The organism is Pseudomonas sp. GW821-FHT03E01 (assembly GCF_059420765.1).
The window spans coordinates 117,652-136,469 of sequence record NZ_JBWKUI010000002.1; the positions used below are offsets into that span (position 1 = coordinate 117,652).

General features: G+C 60.6%; 18 protein-coding genes. 7 read left to right on the forward strand and 11 right to left on the reverse strand.

Annotation, left to right across the window (positions count from 1 at the left end; genetic code table 11):
• The first annotated feature begins 186 nt into the window (after positions 1 to 186).
• The gene (gene betT / locus AC07VO_RS03480; protein WP_018929331.1) at positions 187 to 2,142 is read left to right on the forward strand and encodes a choline transporter BetT; all 1,956 of its coding nucleotides are present in this window, start codon (positions 187 to 189) and stop codon (positions 2,140 to 2,142) included.
• Between the two features lie 14 nt (positions 2,143 to 2,156).
• Here betT and AC07VO_RS03485 read toward each other — a convergent pair whose 3' ends face one another.
• Both AC07VO_RS03485 and AC07VO_RS03490 read right to left on the reverse strand, forming a co-directional pair.
• Entirely contained in the window at positions 2,157 to 2,417 is a 261-nt protein-coding gene (locus AC07VO_RS03485) for a hypothetical protein (protein ID WP_086944167.1), read from the reverse strand.
• 56 nt (positions 2,418 to 2,473) lie between these two features.
• Positions 2,474 to 3,214 carry an SDR family oxidoreductase gene (locus AC07VO_RS03490; protein ID WP_086944166.1) on the reverse strand — a complete coding sequence of 247 codons (741 nt, stop codon included), beginning with the start codon at positions 3,212 to 3,214 and terminating at the stop codon, positions 2,474 to 2,476.
• Between the two features lie 125 nt (positions 3,215 to 3,339).
• On the opposite strand from AC07VO_RS03490, the gene AC07VO_RS03495 reads away from it, so the two are divergent.
• The 4 genes from AC07VO_RS03495 to mgrA all read left to right on the forward strand — a co-directional run bounded on the left by AC07VO_RS03495 (position 3,340) and on the right by mgrA (position 6,206).
• On the forward strand, positions 3,340 to 4,230 hold the full coding sequence (locus tag AC07VO_RS03495; RefSeq protein WP_086944165.1) for a LysR family transcriptional regulator: 891 nt from the start codon (positions 3,340 to 3,342) through the stop codon (positions 4,228 to 4,230).
• A 128-nt stretch (positions 4,231 to 4,358) separates the two neighbouring features.
• Positions 4,359 to 4,541: a type II toxin-antitoxin system HicA family toxin gene (locus AC07VO_RS03500; RefSeq protein WP_018929327.1), complete on the forward strand. Its 183-nt coding sequence runs from the start codon at positions 4,359 to 4,361 to the stop codon at positions 4,539 to 4,541.
• A complete protein-coding gene (locus tag AC07VO_RS03505; RefSeq protein WP_008005174.1) occupies positions 4,538 to 5,002 on the forward strand; it encodes a type II toxin-antitoxin system HicB family antitoxin in 465 nt (154 codons plus the stop codon). Before AC07VO_RS03500 ends, AC07VO_RS03505 begins: the two co-directional genes overlap by 4 nt.
• Positions 5,003 to 5,168: 166 nt before the next feature.
• Positions 5,169 to 6,206 (forward strand): L-glyceraldehyde 3-phosphate reductase, encoded by a 1,038-nt coding sequence (gene mgrA / locus AC07VO_RS03510; RefSeq protein ID WP_086944164.1) that lies wholly within the window; start codon positions 5,169 to 5,171, stop codon positions 6,204 to 6,206.
• A 53-nt stretch (positions 6,207 to 6,259) separates the two neighbouring features.
• Here the strand turns inward: mgrA and tauD are convergent, their stop codons facing one another.
• The 7 genes from tauD to AC07VO_RS03545 form a co-directional block, all read right to left on the reverse strand.
• A complete protein-coding gene (gene tauD, locus AC07VO_RS03515; protein WP_086944163.1) occupies positions 6,260 to 7,102 on the reverse strand; it encodes a taurine dioxygenase in 843 nt (280 codons plus the stop codon).
• Positions 7,103 to 7,141: 39 nt separating this feature from the next.
• Positions 7,142 to 7,990: a taurine ABC transporter permease TauC gene (gene tauC, locus AC07VO_RS03520; protein WP_086944162.1), complete on the reverse strand. Its 849-nt coding sequence runs from the start codon at positions 7,988 to 7,990 to the stop codon at positions 7,142 to 7,144.
• Entirely contained in the window at positions 7,987 to 8,781 is a 795-nt protein-coding gene (tauB, locus tag AC07VO_RS03525; protein WP_018929323.1) for a taurine ABC transporter ATP-binding subunit, read from the reverse strand. Before tauB ends, tauC begins: the two co-directional genes overlap by 4 nt.
• A 16-nt stretch (positions 8,782 to 8,797) precedes the next feature.
• Positions 8,798 to 9,775 (reverse strand): taurine ABC transporter substrate-binding protein, encoded by a 978-nt coding sequence (gene tauA, locus AC07VO_RS03530; RefSeq protein ID WP_018929322.1) that lies wholly within the window; start codon positions 9,773 to 9,775, stop codon positions 8,798 to 8,800.
• Positions 9,776 to 10,071: 296 nt separating this feature from the next.
• Positions 10,072 to 11,655 carry a glutamate--cysteine ligase gene (gene gshA, locus AC07VO_RS03535; protein ID WP_086944161.1) on the reverse strand — a complete coding sequence of 528 codons (1,584 nt, stop codon included), beginning with the start codon at positions 11,653 to 11,655 and terminating at the stop codon, positions 10,072 to 10,074.
• A 214-nt stretch (positions 11,656 to 11,869) separates the two neighbouring features.
• Positions 11,870 to 12,253 (reverse strand): PaaI family thioesterase, encoded by a 384-nt coding sequence (locus AC07VO_RS03540; RefSeq protein ID WP_018929320.1) that lies wholly within the window; start codon positions 12,251 to 12,253, stop codon positions 11,870 to 11,872.
• The gene (locus AC07VO_RS03545) at positions 12,253 to 14,577 is read right to left on the reverse strand and encodes a Tex family protein (RefSeq protein WP_018929319.1); all 2,325 of its coding nucleotides are present in this window, start codon (positions 14,575 to 14,577) and stop codon (positions 12,253 to 12,255) included. The genes AC07VO_RS03540 and AC07VO_RS03545 overlap by 1 nt, the downstream gene beginning before the upstream one ends.
• Positions 14,578 to 14,939: 362 nt before the next feature.
• Between AC07VO_RS03545 and ompR the strand changes: the two genes are divergently transcribed.
• Positions 14,940 to 15,680, forward strand: coding sequence for an osmolarity response regulator transcription factor OmpR (ompR, locus tag AC07VO_RS03550; protein ID WP_007939544.1), 741 nt, complete (start codon positions 14,940 to 14,942; stop codon positions 15,678 to 15,680).
• 115 nt (positions 15,681 to 15,795) lie between these two features.
• On the forward strand, positions 15,796 to 17,109 hold the full coding sequence (locus tag AC07VO_RS03555) for an ATP-binding protein (protein WP_007939543.1): 1,314 nt from the start codon (positions 15,796 to 15,798) through the stop codon (positions 17,107 to 17,109).
• A gap of 181 nt (positions 17,110 to 17,290) precedes the next feature.
• Here the strand turns inward: AC07VO_RS03555 and rimK are convergent, their stop codons facing one another.
• Both rimK and rimB read right to left on the reverse strand, forming a co-directional pair.
• Positions 17,291 to 18,196, reverse strand: a complete 906-nt coding sequence (rimK, locus tag AC07VO_RS03560; RefSeq protein ID WP_018929318.1) for a 30S ribosomal protein S6--L-glutamate ligase — start codon at positions 18,194 to 18,196, stop codon at positions 17,291 to 17,293.
• Positions 18,193 to 18,672, reverse strand: a complete 480-nt coding sequence (rimB, locus tag AC07VO_RS03565) for a retropepsin-like aspartic endopeptidase RimB (RefSeq protein WP_018929317.1) — start codon at positions 18,670 to 18,672, stop codon at positions 18,193 to 18,195. Before rimB ends, rimK begins: the two co-directional genes overlap by 4 nt.
• Between the last annotated feature and the right edge of the window lie 146 nt (positions 18,673 to 18,818).

Here is an 18,818-nt window from a genome sequence, read left to right on the forward strand (position 1 = left end):
CGATTAGTCCTTAGCACCCTATTCATGTTTAACTTGAACGTTCATTCAAGTTAAACCGGTGGTTCGCCGCCCGCTCACAACAGGAGGCTTGCCTTTGCTGAGTCCGATTTTTACAGCCACGTTTTTCCCCCTCGAGGTGCACCTTTCGTGAGTGCATCGTCCATCCCCGCAAGCGGCCAGGTCCGCATGAATCCGCCGGTGTTTTATTTCGCGGCGACCTTCATTTTGTTGTTCGCCGTCGTGGTCATGGCGATCCCCGAACAGGCCGGTGCCTGGCTGTTGCAAGCGCAAAACTGGGCGGCCAATACGGTCGGCTGGTACTACATGCTCGCGATGACGCTGTATCTGGTCTTCGTGGTGGTCACCGCCTTGTCCGGCTACGGCAAGATCAAGCTCGGTGCCGACCACGACGAGCCCGAATTCAGTTACTTGTCCTGGGCCGGCATGCTGTTCGCCGCCGGGATCAGCATCACGCTGTTTTTCTTTTGCGTGTCCGAACCACTTACGCATTTGGTGCAACCACCGCAAGGCGAGGCCGGTACGGCGGAGGCGGCGCGTCAGGCGATGCAGATTCTGTTTCTGCACTGGGGCCTGCACGGCTGGGGCGTGTTCGCCTTCGTCGGCATGGCGCTGGCCTATTTCGCCTATCGGCATAACCTGCCGCTGGCCCTGCGTTCGGCGCTGTACCCGCTGATCGGCAAGCGCATCAACGGGCCCATCGGTTACGCGGTGGACGGCTTCGGCATCATCGCCACTGTGTTCGGCCTCGGTGCCGACATGGGCTTTGGCGTATTGCACCTCAACTCCGGCCTGGACTACCTGTTCGGCATCGCCCACACCCAGTGGATTCAGGTCGGCCTGATCACGCTGATGATGGGCGCGGCGATCATCGTCGCGGTGTCTGGCGTCGATAAAGGCGTGCGGGTGATGTCCGACATCAACATGCTGCTGGCCTGTGCGCTGCTGCTGTTCGTGTTGTTCGCCGGTCCTACCCAACACTTGCTCAATACCCTGATCCAGAACCTTGGCGATTACCTCGGCGCCTTGCCGATGAAGAGTTTCGACCTCTACGCCTATGACAAACCCAGCGACTGGCTGGGCGGTTGGACGGTGTTCTACTGGGCCTGGTGGATTGCATGGTCGCCGTTCGTGGGCTTGTTCATTGCGCGGATTTCCCGTGGCCGGACCATCCGCGAATTCGTCTTCGGCGTGCTGTTGATCCCGCTCGGTTTCACCCTGGCGTGGATGTCGATCTTCGGCAACAGCGCCATCGATCAAGTTCTCAATCACGGCATGAGCGCGCTCGGCATGTCGGCCATCGACAACCCGTCGATGACGCTTTACCTGTTGCTGGAGACCTACCCGTGGAGCAAAACCGTGATCGCGGTCACGGTGTTCATCAGCTTTGTGTTCTTCGTCACCTCCGCCGACTCCGGCACCGTGGTGTTGTCGACCTTGTCCGCCAAGGGTGGCAATCCCGATGAGGACGGGCCGAAATGGCTGCGAGTGTTCTGGGGCGCGATGACGGCACTGGTGACCAGCGCACTGCTGTTCTCCGGCAGCATCGATGCCTTGAAGTCGGCGGTGGTGCTGACCTCGTTACCGTTCTCGATGATTTTGCTGCTGATGATGTGGGGCCTGCACAAGGCGTTTTATCTGGAGTCGCAGAAGCAGATCGCGCAATTGCATTCCCTCGCGCCGGTGGCCGGTTCGCGACGCGGTGGATGGCGTCAGCGCTTGAGTCAGGCGGTGCATTTTCCGTCTCGGGATGAGGTCTATCGCTTCCTTGATACAACGGTGCGCCCGGCCATTGAGGAAGTGACCGCCGTGTTTGTCGAGAAGGGGTTGCATGTGGTCACTCAGCCCGATCCGGCCAACGACAACGTTAGCCTGGAAATCGGTCACGGCGAACTGCATCCGTTCATCTATCAGGTGCAAATGCGCGGCTACTTCACACCGTCCTTCGCCCGTGGCGGCATGGGTTCCAAGCAACTCAACAACCGTCGCTACCACCGTGCCGAAGTGCATTTGCGCGAGGGCAGTCAGGACTACGATCTGGTGGGTTACACCAAGGATCAGGTGATCAACGACATCCTCGACCAGTACGAACGGCACATGCAGTTTTTGCATTTGGTGCGTTGATCGACCGGTGGCGCTCAGGTCTCGCTGCTCAACACCATGAACAGCACCAGTGCCGCCACCGGTATGCCGAACACCGCGCTGCCCACCACCAGTTCCGCGCTCAACGGTTGGCCAGCGTTGACCATTCCGACTGCGCCGTTGATCAAGGTCAACGCCAGCCACAGCACGACAAAGCTGTAGGCCAGGGTCTGACGAGAGAAACCGATTTTCTCGCCGATGAACAGCATCAGTGCCAGCAGGATCAGGCCGAAGAAGATGATGATCGTGGTGTGCATGATGCGTTCCGTCCTTCAGATGTGTGCTGCCTTACGGCCCAATACATCGAGCATAGTTAAACCAACCCGCCGTTAACGCGCAGGATTTGCCCGTTGACCCAGGCCGAATCCGGGCCGACCAGGAAGGACACGACGCGGGAGATGTCTTCTGGCTGAGCCAGGCGTTCCAGCGGTGGCATCTTGGCGAAGGTCTGGATCTGTTCTTCGCTCTTGCCGTGCAGGAACAGGTCGGTGGCGACCGGGCCCGGGGCCACGGCGTTGACGGTGATGTTGCGACCGCGCATTTCCTTGGCGAACACTTGGGTCAGGGATTCCACTGCCGCCTTGCTGGCGATGTACACCGCATAGCCCGGCAGGTTCATGCCGACGGTGCTGCTGGAGAAGTTGATGATCCGGCCACCACTGTTCAGGCGCGTTGCCGCTTCACGCAGAGTGTTGAAAGTGCCGCGAGCGTGGATGTTGAAGTTCTGGTCGAACAGTTCGTCGCTGTGTTGCGCCAGCGGCAGCACTTTGAGGATGCCGGCGTTATTGACCAGCACGTCGACCTTGCCCAGTTGGGTTTCGGCTTCGTCGAACAGCCGGCGTACATCGTCGGCGTTGGCCACATCAGCCTTGATCGCTATGGCCCGGTGACCGGCCTGACGCAGTTTTACCACCAGTGCCGACGCCTCGGTGGCGCTGTTAGCGTAGTTGATGGCGACGGCGAAACCTTGGGCGGCCAGTTGCTGGGCGATCACGGCACCAATGCCGCGGGAGGCGCCGGTCACGATGGCAACTTTCGAAGTTTGAGTAGTCATGGCGTTGATTCCTTGGAGTGGCTGAGTTGTGGAGCCAGATTCACATGTTTACTCAGGGTGATAGATGCACGAGAGTTGCCTTTACTGTTCAATAATCGCCAACAATCGATCGTCAGGAGCGCCGTATGGATCAAGTCAAGGCGATGAAGGTTTTCGTGCGGATCTACGAGCGCAGCAGCTTCACGCTCGCGGCCGATGACCTGAACCTGCCGCGTGCCACCCTGACCCATACGCTGAATCAGTTCGAAGCCTGGCTCGGTACCCGTTTACTGGAGCGCAGCACGCGCAAGGTCCGTCCTACGCTGGATGGCGAGGCGTACTACCTGCGTTGCGTGCAGTTGTTGGCAGAACTGGAAGAAGCCGAACTGGCATTTCGCGGCGTTGCGCCGAAAGGCCGATTACGGGTGGATCTGCATGGCACGTTGGCCAAGCACTTTGTAATCCCGGCGTTGCCGCAATTCATGGCGCGCTACCCGGACATCGAACTGTCCATCAGCGAAGCCGACCGCTTCGTCGACCTGATCGCCGAAGGCGTTGATTGCGTGTTGCGCGCCGGCACCTTGGGCGACTCGGCGCTAATCGGTAAACGTGTCGCCAACCTGCGCCAGATCACCTGCGCCGGCCCGGCATACTTGCGTAAGTACGGCGAACCGAAAAACCTCGAAGACCTGAAAAACCACCGCGCGGTGAACTACGTTTCGCGCACCACGGCCAAGCTGTTTCCATTCGAGTTCATGGTGGATGGCGAGCTGAAAGAAGTGGCCATCGATGGCGCGTTGTCGGTGTTCGGCGCGGAGATTTATGCGGCCTCGGCAATTGCCGGATTGGGGCTGATTCAGTGCCCGCATTACCGAATGGAAACGCAGATTGGCCAAGGGTTGGTGCAGGAAATCCTCACCGACACACCGCCGCCATCGATGCCGGTTTCGGTGTTGTATCCGCATAACCGACACATGTCGCCACGGGTTCGAGTGTTTGTGGATTGGTTGGGGGAGGTGTTTGCGGGTGCCCGGTAACCGATGGTCTGCGAGCAATCTGGCCTGCTTGTGTTCGGCTAATATTTATCAGAGTGTGTATCGTGTGTATTGAAGGTGTGGCCATCGCGTAATGTGCTCAGCAGATGCTGCCCACAAGGACGAAGGTGATGCGAAGTCGGGAAATGATCAGGATGATCGAGGAGGATGGTTGGTATCTGGTGGCCGTGAAAGGTAGCCATCATCAGTACAAGCACCCGTGTAAGTCAGGCAGGGTGACGATAAAACACCCTGATTCGGATCTTCCAAAAGGCACGATCAACAGCATATTGAAACAGGCGGGTCTGAAATGAGGCCCGACATCGGAAACGAAAGCCTCGAAGGGGCCACATCACAGGAAGGACTCATCGAAATGAAATTCCCGGTCGTTCTGCACAAGGATGCCGACTCAGAATACGGAGTGATTATCCCGGACGTGCCGGGATGCTTCTCCGCAGGCGCTACAGTGGCGCAGGCATTTGAAAACGTGAAAGAAGCGTTGGCTTTGCACTACGAAGGTCTGGTCGCCGATGGTGATCCACTTCCGCAGGTGCGTGAAATTGACGCTCATCTTGATAACCCTGATTACGCTGGCGGTGTGTGGGGTGTGGTCGAATTCGATATCACACCCTATTTCGGCAAGTCGGTGCGCTTCAATGCCACGCTTCCTGAGCAGTTGCTTGAGCGTATCGATCAGACGGTCAGACGAGATCAGCGATATAGCTCAAGGTCTGGCTTTTTGGCGGCTGCCGCGCTACGTGAGTTGTCGGCGTAAGTGTTGGGCGTGGATATCGACTCTATGGGGGAACTCAGTTTTTCATAATCTATGAAACGTTTCAGCAATTAGTCGAATCCGGGGTTTCCTGGCGTTTGTCTGGGCGTATGCTGGGCAGCTTGCAAAGCAGTCGATACCCCATTCAAGACCCACAAGAGAGGATTCGATGACCTACACCGCTGCCGAGAACCGCTACGACTCTATCCCTTACCGCCGCGTAGGCCGCAGCGGGCTGGTGCTGCCGGCACTGTCGCTGGGCCTGTGGCACAACTTCGGCGACAGCACGCCGATCGACACCCAGCGCTCGCTGCTGCGCACGGCGTTCGATCTGGGCATCAACCACTTCGACCTGGCCAACAACTACGGCCCGCCGTACGGCAGCGCCGAGATCAACTTCGGTCGTTTGATACGCGAAGACTTCAAGCAGTACCGCGATGAGCTGATCATCTCCAGCAAGGCCGGTTGGGACATGTGGCCCGGCCCTTATGGCCAGGGTGGCGGGTCGCGCAAATATGTGCTGGCCAGCCTCGACCAGAGCCTGCAACGCCTGGGCCTCGATTACGTGGACATCTTCTATTCCCACCGTTTTGACCCGGACACCCCGCTGGAAGAAACTGCCAGCGCACTGGCCACCGCCGTGCAACAGGGCAAGGCCTTGTACATTGGCATCTCGTCTTACTCCGGGGTGAAAACCCGGGAAATGGCCGCGTTGCTCAAGGAGTGGAAAGTCCCGCTGCTGATCCACCAGCCGGCCTACAACCTGCTCAATCGCTGGGTGGAAAAGGACCTGCTGGATGTCACCGACGAACTCGGTACCGGCGTGATCGCCTTCACGCCGTTGGCGCAGGGCCTGTTGACCGACAAATACCTCAACGGCATTCCGAAGGATGCGCGGGTCAATCGCCCGGGCGGTGATTCATTGCAGTCCTCTCACCTGTCCGAAGCCAACATCGCCCAAGTGCGGGCGCTCAATGAGATCGCCCAGCGTCGTGGTCAGAGCCTGGCGCAACTGGCGTTGGCCTGGACCCTGCGCGATCCACGGGTGACCTCGGCGCTGATCGGCGCGAGCCGGCCGGAGCAGATCATCGAGAACGTCGGGGCGCTGAAGAACCTGAGTTTTAGCGTGGAAGAACTGGCGGAGATTGATCGATTTGCCCAGGAGGGCGGGATCAATCTGTGGGAGAAGCCTTCGATGGCTGAGTAACTGAGTACTGTTCGTTCCCATGCAGAGCGTGGGAACGATCGGGAACTGGCGGCTCAACGAAAAAACGGCACATCCCCCAACACCGTCGCCCGCTGCATCACCCGCCGTGCCGGGCGGTAATCATCCACCGCGTAATGCTGGGTCACGCGGTTATCCCAAAACGCGATGTCGTCTTTTTGCCAGCGCCAGCGGATGGTGAAGTCCGGCCGTGTGGTGTGGGCGAACAAGAACTTCAGAACTGCTTCGCTCTCGGTTTCCGACAGCTCATTGATCTTCGATGTGAAGCCCTCATTGACGAATAACGACCGGCGCCCGCTCACCGGGTGTGTACGAATCACCGGGTGTGACAGTGGCGGGTTCTTGCGCCGGGCTTCTTCCCACTGGGCCAGCGCCTCCGGCGTGTTGCCATAGCGCTCCAGTGGAAACGAGCGGGTGAAATCGTGAGTGGCGGTCAGCCCCTCGAGCAAGGTTTTCATCGGCGCGGACAACGCTTCATACGCCGCAATGCCGCTGGCCCACAGGGTGTCGCCACCAAACTCCGGCAGCAACTTGGCGCTGAGCACTGCGCCCATCGCCGGGGTCGGCAGGAACGTCACATCGGTGTGCCAGATCGCGTTGTCCCGCACGTCGGTGACGGCGGTGTCGAGGATCAGTACTTCCGGTTGTTCCGGCACGTTCGGGTAGATCGGATGAATATGCAGGTCGCCGAAATAGGCGGCGAATCGCGCCTGTTGCTGTGGCTCGATCGGCTGGTTGCGGAAGAACAGCACCTGATACTTGAGCAGCGCCTGCTCGATGGCGGCGCGTTGTTCCGCGTTCAGCGGCTGACTGATGTCGACGCCGCTGATTTGCGCGCCGAGGGCGCAGCTTAAAGGGACGATAGTCAGGTGGCTCATGGTGGTTCTCTTCAATCCGGGGTGTCGACACATGAATATTCAGTGAGCCTCGCCATGCCACGGCACCAGTTTGTGCTGCAGGGCGCGCAGGCCCATCTCCATGGCGAAGGCGATCAGCGCGATCACCAGAATCCCCAGCACCACCACATCGGTGACCAGGAACTGCGCCGCCGACTGCACCATGAAGCCCAAACCGCTGGTGGCGGCGATCAACTCGGCAGCCACCAGCGTCGACCAACCCACCCCCAAGCCAATGCGCACACCGGTCAAAATGTCCGGCAAGGCACTGGGCAGAATCACATGGCGAATCAACTGCGCCCGAGTCGCACCCAACGACTGTGCAGCGCGCAATTTCGCCGGGTCGACGGTGCGCACGCCGGTGGCGGTGGCGATGGCAATCGGGGCGAAGATCGCCAGGTAGATCAGCAACACTTTCGACAGCTCACCGATGCCGCACCAGATCACGATCAGCGGCAAATAGGCCAGGGGCGGAATCGGGCGGTAAAACTCGATCAGCGGATCGAGAATGCCGCGAGCAATGCGGTTGTGGCCGATGGCAATGCCGATCGGCACCGCGGTCAGCACCGCGAAGCCCAGGCCCAAACCGATGCGGCTGAGGCTCGCGCCCAAGTGCTGCCACAAGGTCGAATCCATGTAACCGCTGGTCACCAGCAACCAGCCTTTTTGCAGCACGGCGGAGGGGGGCGGCAGGAACAGTGGTTCGATCAAACCGGTGGCGGTGACGGCCCACCAGATCGCCAACAGCGCGATCAGTGTCAGCACGCTGATCCAGCGGGTGCTGATACGGCGGCGTAGCGCGATCACCGCCGAGCCCTTCACCTTTGAACCGGGTTTTACCGTTGCGGCGGGAATTCCATAGCTGCTCATGCGTGCTCCTGCCGCTGGACGGCACTGCGTTGGGAGAACACTTTGGCGAGCACGTGTTCGCGGGTTTCGATAAAACGCGGGTCGGACTTGATCGAGCGCGCCGATTCACCTGCGGCGTAACGTTGGCCAAAATCCAGGCTCAGGCGCTCGACGATTTGCCCGGGATTCGGCGCCAGCAGAATCAGGTCGGTGGCGAGGAACACCGCTTCTTCAATATCGTGGGTAATCAGGAACACCGGTTTGGCGGTGCGTTGCCAGACTTGCAGCAGCAGCTCCTGCATCTGTTCGCGGGTGAAGGCATCCAGGGCGCCGAAGGGTTCGTCCATCAGCAACACCCGAGGGTCGGCGGCGAGGGCGCGGGCCAGGCCGACACGTTGTTTCTGCCCGCCCGAGAGTTGCCAGATGCGGCGGTTTTCGAAACCGGAAAGGTCTACCAGCGCGAGCATTTCCCGGGCGCGCTGTTCACGTTTTTCCCGCGCGGCGCCGGCCAGTTCCAGGCCGAAGCCGACGTTGGCCAGCACGTCCTGCCAAGGCAGCAGGGCGTCGTCCTGAAACACCACGCCGCGCTCGGCGCTCGGGCCTTTGACCGGCACGCCGTCAAGGGTGATGCGCCCGGCGCTGGGCTCGACGAAACCGGCAATCAGGTTCAACAGCGAAGTCTTGCCACTGCCGGAAGGGCCGAGGGCGACCAGCAACTGCCGGGGCCCAAGGCTCAGGGAAATATCCGCCAGCACAGGTTCCGCTGCACCGGGGTACTGTGCGCTGATGCGCTCCAGCTGTAGCAAAGCCATCGCGGTTAACTCCCGATCAGTTGGTGATGTACTTGGCGCTGACGTACGGCGCGTAGTCCGGCAGCACAGCCTCGACCTTGCCCTGTTCCTTGAGGAACGCCGCGGTGTCGGTAATGGCCTTGGTGGTCGGCGCGCCGAGGGTGATCACCTGATCAGCCGCCAGCGGATACACGTTGCCTTGCAGCAGCAGCGGAATATCGCTGGCCTTGGCACCGGAGAGTTTCACCAGTTTGTCGACGTTGCTTTGGTTGGCCAGCCAGGCTTGCGGATCCTTGCGGTAGTCGGCGTAGGCATCGAGGGTCACTTTGGCGAATGCGGTGACGATCTCCGGATGCTTCTCGGCGAAATCCTTGCGCACGATCCAGGCATCGAAGGTCGGCGCGCCGAACTTGGCCAGTTCGCCGGAAGTGATCAGCACTTTGCCGTTTTCCTTGGCCACACCGAGCGCCGGGTCCCACACGTAGGTGGCGTCGATGTCACCGCGCTTCCATGCCGCGATGATCGCTGGCGGCGCGAGGTTGAGCACGGTGACTTTCGACGGGTCGATGTTCCAGTGTTTCAGCGCTGCAAGCAGGCTGTAGTGGCCGGTGGAGACGAACGGTACGGCGACTTTCTTGCCGATCAGGTCTTGCGGGGTCTTGATCCCGGACCCGTCGCGCGCGACCAAGGCTTCGGCGGCGCCGATCTGGGTGGCGATGAGGAAGGTTTCCACCGGGACTTTGCGGGTGATTGCCGCCGTCAGGGGGCTGGAGCCGAGATAGCCGATCTGCACATCACCGGAAGCGATGGCGGCGATGATGTCGGCGCCGCTATCGAATTTGCGCCAGTCGATACTGGCTTTGGTGGCTTTTTCGTAGGCGCCGTCGGCTTGGGCGACTTTGGCCGGGTCAACGGTGGTCTGGTAGGCGACGGTCACGTCTGCCGCCTGAGCCAGGAAGCTCGCCGCAGCCAACGACGCGGCCACCAGGAGGCGAAGGGGGGAAATCAGTTTCATGGGGAAGCTCCTTTTCAGACGACCGGGAGTCGGCGTGAAAAAGAGACTAAATGATATAAGAAACTTAAAATAAATAACTTTTTAGAATTAGCATATGAGCGGAAAATTCTAAGGGAGAATAGTCGTGTATTGCTCTTGTGGCGAGGGAGCTTGCTCCCGCTGGACCGGGCTGGCGCTCCAGGCCGAAGGACTCTCAAAAAAAGCGAAGGTGTTGTGCCAGATTAAACACCGTCGCAGATTTTACGGCTGCTGCGCAGCCGAGCGGGAGCAAGCTCCCTCGCCACAGAGGTTTACGTCTAATTGCTGATCGCCAGAATGCTCGCCTGATACGCTCCGACAAACACATCGAAATCGCCGACTTCGTTCTGTTCAAGTTCAGCCTGTTGAGCCAACGACGAACGCGCCAACTCTTCAAACCTGGCCTGTTCTTCGCCTGAAAGCGGCTCGCTGCGGAAAAACTCCGCATGCGCCTGGCTTTGGCGCAAGGAGAACTGGGCGAAGCTTTCCTTGTGCTCGGCCATCGCTGCCAGCACCTGGGCCGATGGCGTCAGGGACGAGTCCTGGACCTTGGCCATTTGGGCGTCCAGCGCCTTGCTGTGGGCATCGCCGCCATGGCTCTGATCCAGCAGCGCCGCCAATGGTGCAATCTTCTCCAGCAATTCGCCGGCCCATTCCTTCATGTCCACCGCTTGCCCGTCGCGTTGCAGTTGCAGGCCCGGACGACGACCTTCCTTGACCACGCTGAGGAAGTTTGACGTTGCGTTACCGCAGCTGGTACTGGTCAACAGCGGGCTGTCGTTCAGCGCGCAGTACAGCAGGAATGCGTCGAGGAACCGTGATTCGGTGAGGTCGATGCCCATCGGCAGGAACGGGTTGATGTCCAGGCAGCGGACTTCGACGTACTGGATGCCACGGGCCACCAGCGCCTGAATCGGCCGTTCGCCGGTGTAGGTCACACGCTTGGGGCGGATGTTGGAGTAGTACTCGTTTTCGATCTGCAGGATGTTGGTGTTGAGCTGAACCCACTCACCGTCCTTGTGCGTACCCACCTCGACGTACGCTGGATACGGCGTAGCTACCGCTTTGCGCAGGCTGTCGGTGTAGCTGGTCAGATCGTTGTAGCACGGCGTCAGGCCGGCTTGGGCGTTGCTCTGGTAACCCAGATCGCTCATGCGCAGGCTGGTGGCGTACGGCAGGTACAAGGTGTCCGGATCCAGTTGTTCCAGTTGATGCGAGCGACCGCGCAGGAAACCGGCGTCCAGTGCAGGGGACGCGCCGAAAAGGTACATCAGCAGCCAGCTGTAGCGACGGAAGTTGCGGATCAGCGCGATGTAGGCTGACGACTGATAATCGCGGTCGGTGCCGACAAAGCCTTCGGCCTCTTTAAGCAGCGGCCAGAGCTTTTCCGGCAGGGAAAAGTTGTAGTGGATCCCGGCGATGCACTGCATCGTCTTGCCGTAACGCAGGGCCAGGCCCTTGCGATAGACGTACTTGAGCTGACCGATGTTGGAGGTGCCGTAATAGGCGATCGGGATGTCTTCCTCGGCCGGCAACGGGCACGGCATCGATGGACTCCACAGGTACTCGTCGCCGAGTTTGCTGTAGGCAAACCGGTGAATCTTGTCCAGGCTCGCCAGCGTATCCGCCGGGTCTGGCAGGGCCGGCGTGATGAACTCCAGCAGCGACTCGGAGTAGTCAGTGGTGATTTGTTCGTTGGTCAGCGCGGAACCCAATGCTTCGGGGTGCGGCGTTTGTGCCAGGCGCCCTTCGCCTGTCACGCGCAGGCATTCACGTTCGATGCCGTGAAGGCACTGTTCGAGCAGAGAGAGGTTAGCGCGCTCGCCGAGCAGAGCCAGGCGGCGGTTGAGAAGTTCGCTCAAGTTGGATTCCTTCACGCGTCAGTCGCCCCAATATGGGGGTGGGCAAGACGGTCTACAAGGGTGAAGTTGAAACTGGCGTTTTCGCCTGGTTCTTGAGCCATACAGGCCCGTATTGAAAGGCCAACTTCAATCCTTGAATCTGGCAGACACGAGCGAAGGAAACTCCGACGCTGTAGTCACAGCGCCGAAATTAACTCAAATTGATGATTGGGGGCTACAGGACAGCGAACGTGCCTTGTGCTTTTGCGACCAGTTTGTCGCCTTGCATCACATCGGCCTCGACGACAAGCGTGCGACGGCCCGGGTGGATCACCCTGGCCGTGCACATCACTTCACCGTCGGCGACGGCGCGGATGTAGTTGATCTTGCACTCGATGGTCGCGCTTTGCTGGTCAAAGCCGTGGGTGCTGGAGCAGGCCAGCCCCATGGCAATGTCCACCAGACTGAACAAAGCCCCGCCGTGCAGCTTGCCGCCGCGATTGCGCAACTGTGGCTCCAGCGCCAGGGCGACTTGCGCCACCCCGGTGTCCAGGCTGTGCAAGCGACACCCCAGCAGCTTGAAAAACGCGCTTTCGGTCAAGCCGGCCGGGATCTCCATCAACGTTTCTTCAACTGCTTGGCGTTGGCGAACAGCGACGCCATGGCGTTGTTGGTCGGAGCCGCTGCCGGGGTTTCCTTGCGCGGCGCGGTGTTCTGGGACTGGCGCGGAGCCGACCCCGGACGTGCACCACGGGCACCGTCGATCTTCTCGCCCGGGGTGTCGCTCATGCGCATCGACAGGCCGACGCGTTTGCGCGGGATATCGACTTCCATGACCTTCACCTTGACCACATCACCGGCCTTCACCGCTTCGCGTGGATCCTTGATGAACTTCTCCGACAGCGCGGAAATGTGCACCAGACCGTCCTGATGCACGCCGATGTCGACGAAGGCACCGAAGTTGGTCACGTTGGTGACCACGCCTTCGAGGATCATGCCCAGTTGCAGGTCCTTGAGGTCTTCGACGCCGTCCTGGAACTCGGCGGTCTTGAACTCGGGACGCGGGTCGCGGCCAGGTTTTTCCAGCTCTTGCAGAATGTCGGTGACCGTCGGCAGGCCGAACGTTTCGTCGGTGTACTTCTTCGGGTCCAGGCGCTTGAGGAACGCGGCGTCGCCGATCAGCGAGCGAATGTCGCGGTCGGTTTCAGCGGCAATGCGCTGCACCAGCGGATAGGCTTCCGGGTGAACCGCCGACGAATCCAGCGGGTTGTCGCCATTCATTACGCGCAGGAAGCCGGCGGCCTGTTCGAAGGTTTTTTCACCCAGTCGGGCGACTTTCTTCAATGCCGCACGGGTTTTGAACGCGCCGTGTTCGTCACGGTGGGCAACAATGTTCTGCGCCAGGGTCGCGTTGAGGCCGGAGATGCGCGCCAGCAGCGCCACGGAGGCGGTATTCACGTCCACGCCCACGGCGTTCACGCAGTCTTCGACCACTGCGTCCAGGCCGCGCGCCAGTTTCAGCTGCGACACGTCGTGCTGGTATTGGCCAACGCCGATGGATTTCGGATCGATTTTCACCAGCTCGGCCAGCGGGTCCTGCAAGCGACGAGCGATGGACACCGCGCCACGGATCGACACGTCCAGGTCCGGGAATTCCTTGGAAGCCAGTTCCGAAGCCGAGTACACCGATGCACCGGCCTCGGAGACCATGACTTTGGTCATCTTCATGGCTGGGTATTTTTTGATCAGTTCAGCCGCCAGCTTGTCGGTTTCGCGGCTGGCGGTGCCGTTGCCGATGGCGATCAGGTCCACCGAATGCTTGGCGCACAGGGCGGCGAGCACGGCGAGGGTCTGGTCCCACTTGTTGTGCGGCACGTGCGGGTAAACCGTGGCGTGGTCCAGCAGCTTGCCGGTGGCGTCGACCACGGCGACCTTGCAGCCGGTGCGCAGGCCCGGATCGAGGCCCAGGGTGGCACGCGGGCCGGCCGGCGCGGCCAGCAGCAGGTCGTGCAGGTTGTGGGCGAACACGTTGATCGCTTCGGTTTCCGCGCCGTCGCGCAGCTCGCCCAGCAGATCGGTTTCCAGGTGGGTGTAGAGCTTGACCTTCCAGGTCCAGCGCACCACTTCGCCCAGCCATTTGTCGGCGGCGCGGTTCTGGTTCTGGATGCCGAATTGCTGGCCGATCATGCCTTCGCACGGGTGCATGGTGCCCGGCAGTTCGTCACCAACTTTCAGCGCGGAGCTGAGAATGCCTTCGTTGCGGCCACGGAAAATCGCCAGTGCGCGGTGGGACGGCATGCTTTTCAGCGGTTCGTCGTGTTCGAAGTAGTCGCGGAACTTGGCGCCTTCCTCTTCCTTGCCGGCGATCACGCGGGCACTGAGGGTGGCTTCCTGCTTGAGGTAATTGCGCAGCTTGTCCAGCAGACCGGCGTCTTCGGCGAAGCGCTCCATGAGGATGTACTTGGCGCCTTCGAGGGCGGCCTTCACATCGGCCACGCCTTTTTCGGCGTCGATGAAGCGCGCCGCTTCGGTTTCCGGGTTCAGGGTTGGATCGTTGAACAGGCCGTCGGCCAGTTCGCCGAGGCCGGCTTCCAGGGCGATCTGGCCCTTGGTGCGGCGCTTCTGCTTGTACGGCAGGTACAAGTCTTCGAGGCGGGTCTTGGTGTCGGCGAGCTTGATGTCGCGCTCAAGTGCAGGGGTCAGCTTGCCTTGCTCCTCGATGCTGGCGAGGATGCTGATACGCCGTTCGTCGAGTTCTCGCAGGTAGCGCAGACGCTCTTCCAGATGACGCAGTTGCGTGTCATCGAGGCTGCCGGTCACTTCTTTCCGGTAGCGGGCGATGAAGGGCACCGTGGAGCCTTCATCGAGTAGCGCGACGGCCGCTTCGACCTGTTGTGGGCGGACGCCGAGTTCCTCGGCGATGCGGCTGTTGATGCTGTCCATAAAACCACCTGACAAATTGTGAAAGCAGGCTCGCAGGCGCGGAAATAGGGCCTTCGCGAGTCTGGTTGAGCGGCCTGGCGAGCGCCGCTACCTGGATCAACAGGCATTGCCGTTGACCCGTGAAATCGAACAATTACTGCCAGCGCCATGAAAATAAAAAGTGGTTACCGGCAATAACGATCAGACGTTGCCTGACACAAAAGGCCGCGCATTATAACCAGCGTTCTGTCATTCGGGGGCATTGCAGGCTGTAGGCGAAAAGACTGGTTTTCTGGCGGTGAAGGAAAAATCTGCTAACAATGCACACGGTGCGTATAACGGCAGCTACGCCATAATGCGCGCCGAGATCAAAGGAGCATCCAATGAGCAGCACTGCACAAACTGCTGAAGGCGAAAAAATTCTTATCGTTGACGACGATCCAGGGCTGAGCAGCCTGCTGGAACGCTTTTTCGTCAGCAAGGGCTACCGTGCCCGCGCCGTCCCGAACACTGAACAAATGGACCGCCTGCTGGCGCGTGAAGTGTTCAACCTGGTCGTCCTCGACCTGATGCTGCCCGGCGAAGACGGCCTGACCGCCTGCCGCCGCCTGCGCACGGCGAACAATCAGATTCCAATCATCATGCTCACCGCCAAGGGCGACGAGCTGAGCCGCATCAAGGGCCTGGAACTGGGCGCCGACGATTACCTGGCCAAGCCGTTCAACCCGGACGAGCTGATGGCCCGGGTCAAAGCGGTGCTGCGGCGCCAGGCAGCACCGGTGCCGGGTGCGCCGGGCAGCGAAGACGAAAGCGTGACCTTCGGTGACTACGAGCTGTCCCTGGCCACCCGCGAACTCAAGCGTGGCGACAAAGTGCACATGCTCACCACCGGTGAGTTCGCGGTGCTCAAGGCCCTGGTCATGAACGCCCGTCAACCGCTGACCCGCGACAAGCTGATGAACCTGGCCCGTGGCCGCGAGTGGGATGCCCTGGAGCGTTCCATCGACGTGCAGATATCCCGTCTGCGCCGGATGATCGAGCCCGATCCGTCCAAACCGCGCTACATCCAGACCGTCTGGGGCGTGGGCTACGTGTTCGTTCCGGATGGCGCCGCCACGAAGTGATCGGTGATTTGTAGGAGCGGGTCCTGCGGGCAATGGGTCGGATGACCTTTCCCGCAGACTCGCGATCCGCAATATGCGAGCATCGCTCGCTCCTGCAAGTGTGTAGCGGTTACCCATGAAAACCCCTGTTTGGTTCCCCCAGAGCTTCTTCTCCCGCACCCTGTGGCTGGTGCTGATCGTCGTCCTGTTCTCCAAGGCGCTGACCCTGGTTTATCTGTTGATGAACGAAGACGTGCTGGTGGATCGCCAATACAGCCACGGCGTCGCCCTGACGCTGCGCGCCTATTGGGCCGCCGATGAAGAGAACCGCGCGAAGATTGCCGATGCCGCGACCCTGATCCGGGTGGTAGGGGCCGGTGTGCCCGAAGGCGAGCAGCACTGGCCGTACAGCGAGATCTACCAGCGACAGATGCAGGCCGAACTGGGTGCCGACACCGAAGTACGATTACGCATGCACTCGCCACCGGCGCTGTGGGTCCGGGCGCCCAGCCTGGGCGATGGCTGGCTGAAAGTGCCGCTGTATCCGCATCCGTTGCGCGGCCAGAAAATCTGGAACGTGCTCGGCTGGTTCCTCGCCATCGGCTTGTTGTCGACCGCTTCGGCGTGGATTTTCGTCAGCCAGCTCAATCAACCGTTGAAACGTCTGGTCTATGCCGCGCGGCAACTCGGTCAGGGCCGCAGCGTGCGTCTGCCGATCAGCGACACGCCGAGTGAAATGACCGAGGTCTATCGCGCCTTCAATCAGATGGCCGAAGACGTCGAACAGGCGGGGCGTGAGCGCGAGCTGATGCTGGCCGGGGTGTCTCACGACCTGCGCACGCCGCTGACCCGTTTGCGGCTGTCCCTGGAACTGATGGGCGATCACAGCGACCTGACGGACGACATGATCCGCGACATCGAAGACATGGACGCGATTCTTGACCAGTTCCTGGCCTTCATTCGCGACGGTCGTGACGAGTTGGTGGAAGAAGTGGACCTGAGCGATCTGGTTCGCGAAGTCGCCGCACCGTACAACCAGAACGAAGAAAAAGTGCACTTGCGCCTGGAGCCGATCCAGCCGTTCCCGTTGCGTCGGGTGTCGATGAAGCGGCTGCTGAACAACCTGATCGGCAATGCGCTGCATCACGCTGGCAGTGGAGTGGAAGTGGCGGCTTATGTGTCCGGGGATACCAGCGCGCCGTATGTGGTGCTGAGTGTCATGGACCGTGGCGCGGGGATTGATCCGTCGGAGCTGGAAGCGATTTTCAACCCGTTCACCCGTGGCGATCGGGCCCGGGGCGGAAAGGGGACGGGGTTGGGGCTGGCGATCGTGAAACGGATCGCCTCGATGCATGGCGGGAATGTCGAGCTGCGCAACCGCTCCGGTGGTGGGCTGGAAGCGCGGGTTCGGTTGCCGCTTGGGTTGATGTTGCCGCGGGATGCGGTTTAAGCGTCGTACACAACCTCTGTGGCGAGGGGGCTTGCTCCCGCTCGGTTGCGCAGCGACCGTGAAATCAGGCAACCGTATTTCAATGAAAAAACACGGTTGCCGGTTTCGGGAGTCCTTCGGCCTGGACCTCCAGCCCGGTTCAGCGGGAGCAAGCTCCCTCGCCACAGGGCCTGAGTAAGCTTCACCCTTTACCTTTGGTCCGCGTCATATTTGGCCCGCCATTCTTCTCCAGATGCTCAATGATGATCCCCGCCACGTTCTTCCCGGTGGTGGTTTCAATCCCTTCCAGACCCGGCGACGAGTTCACTTCCATCACCAACGGGCCGTGATTGGAACGCAGGATATCCACACCCGCCACTGCCAAACCCATGACCTTCGCTGCACGCAACGCGGTCATGCGCTCTTCCGGGGTGATCTTGATCAGGCTCGCGCTACCGCCGCGATGCAGGTTGGAGCGAAACTCCCCCGGCTTGGCCTGGCGCTTCATCGCCGCGATCACCTTGTCACCGACCACGAAACAGCGAATGTCCGCGCCGCCGGCTTCCTTGATGTACTCCTGAACCATGATGTTCTGCTTCAAGCCCATGAAGGCCTCGATCACCGACTCCGCCGCCGTCGCCGTTTCACACAGCACCACGCCGATGCCCTGGGTGCCTTCCAGCACTTTGATCACCAGCGGTGCGCCGTTGACCATCTCGATCAAGTCGGGAATGTCATCCGGGGAGTGCGCAAAACCGGTGACCGGCAAACCGATCCCCCGGCGCGACAGCAATTGCAGGGAACGCAGTTTGTCTCGGGAACGGGCGATGGCCACCGACTCGTTGAGCGGAAACACCCCCATCATTTCGAACTGGCGCAGCACCGCGCAGCCATAAAACGTGACCGATGCGCCGATCCGCGGGATCACCGCATCGAAACCCTCCAGCGGTTTGCCACGGTAGTGAATTTGCGGCTTGTGGCTGGCAATGTTCATGTAGGCGCGCAGGGTGTCGATCACCACCATTTCATGGCCACGCTCTACACCGGCTTCGACCAGACGACGGGTGGAATACAGACGCGGGTTCCGCGACAGCACAGCGATCTTCATGCAACACCTGTGGAGAGGGTAGATACCGGGAACACCGGCTTGTCTTGTACATATTTGATGCCCGGATTGACCACCAACTGGCCGTCGATCAGGGCTTTGGAACCGAGTAACAGGCGATAACGCATGGACTTGCGGCAGGCGAGGGTGAACTCGACCCGCCAGACCCGATCACCGAGGGCCAGGGTGGTGCTGACCACATAGCGCATCTGCGCGTGGCCGTTGGAGCTTTTAATGGTTTTCATCGTCACCAGCGGTGCTTCGCAGCGCCGGTGCCGCAATTGCACCACCGTGCCCAGGTGCGCGGTGAAGCGCACCCACTGTTCGCCGTCGCGCTCGAACGGCTCGATGTCGGTGGCATGCAGGCTGGAGGTACTGGCGCCGGTGTCGATTTTTGCCCGAAGGCCCGCGACTCCCAAATCCGGGAGCGCCACCCACTCGCGCAGACCGACAACGGTCAAATGGTCAAATGTCTTCAAAAGTGCTCAACCGGCAAAAACCGCTCAGGCCGTGTGCGGCCGAATTCGCGGTATTCACGCAGAATAATGGGTAAAAGGCGACAGATATCTACGGCCCGGATTTTCATCCCTCAAACAGGGGGGAATGCCTGCATTCTAATCCACAG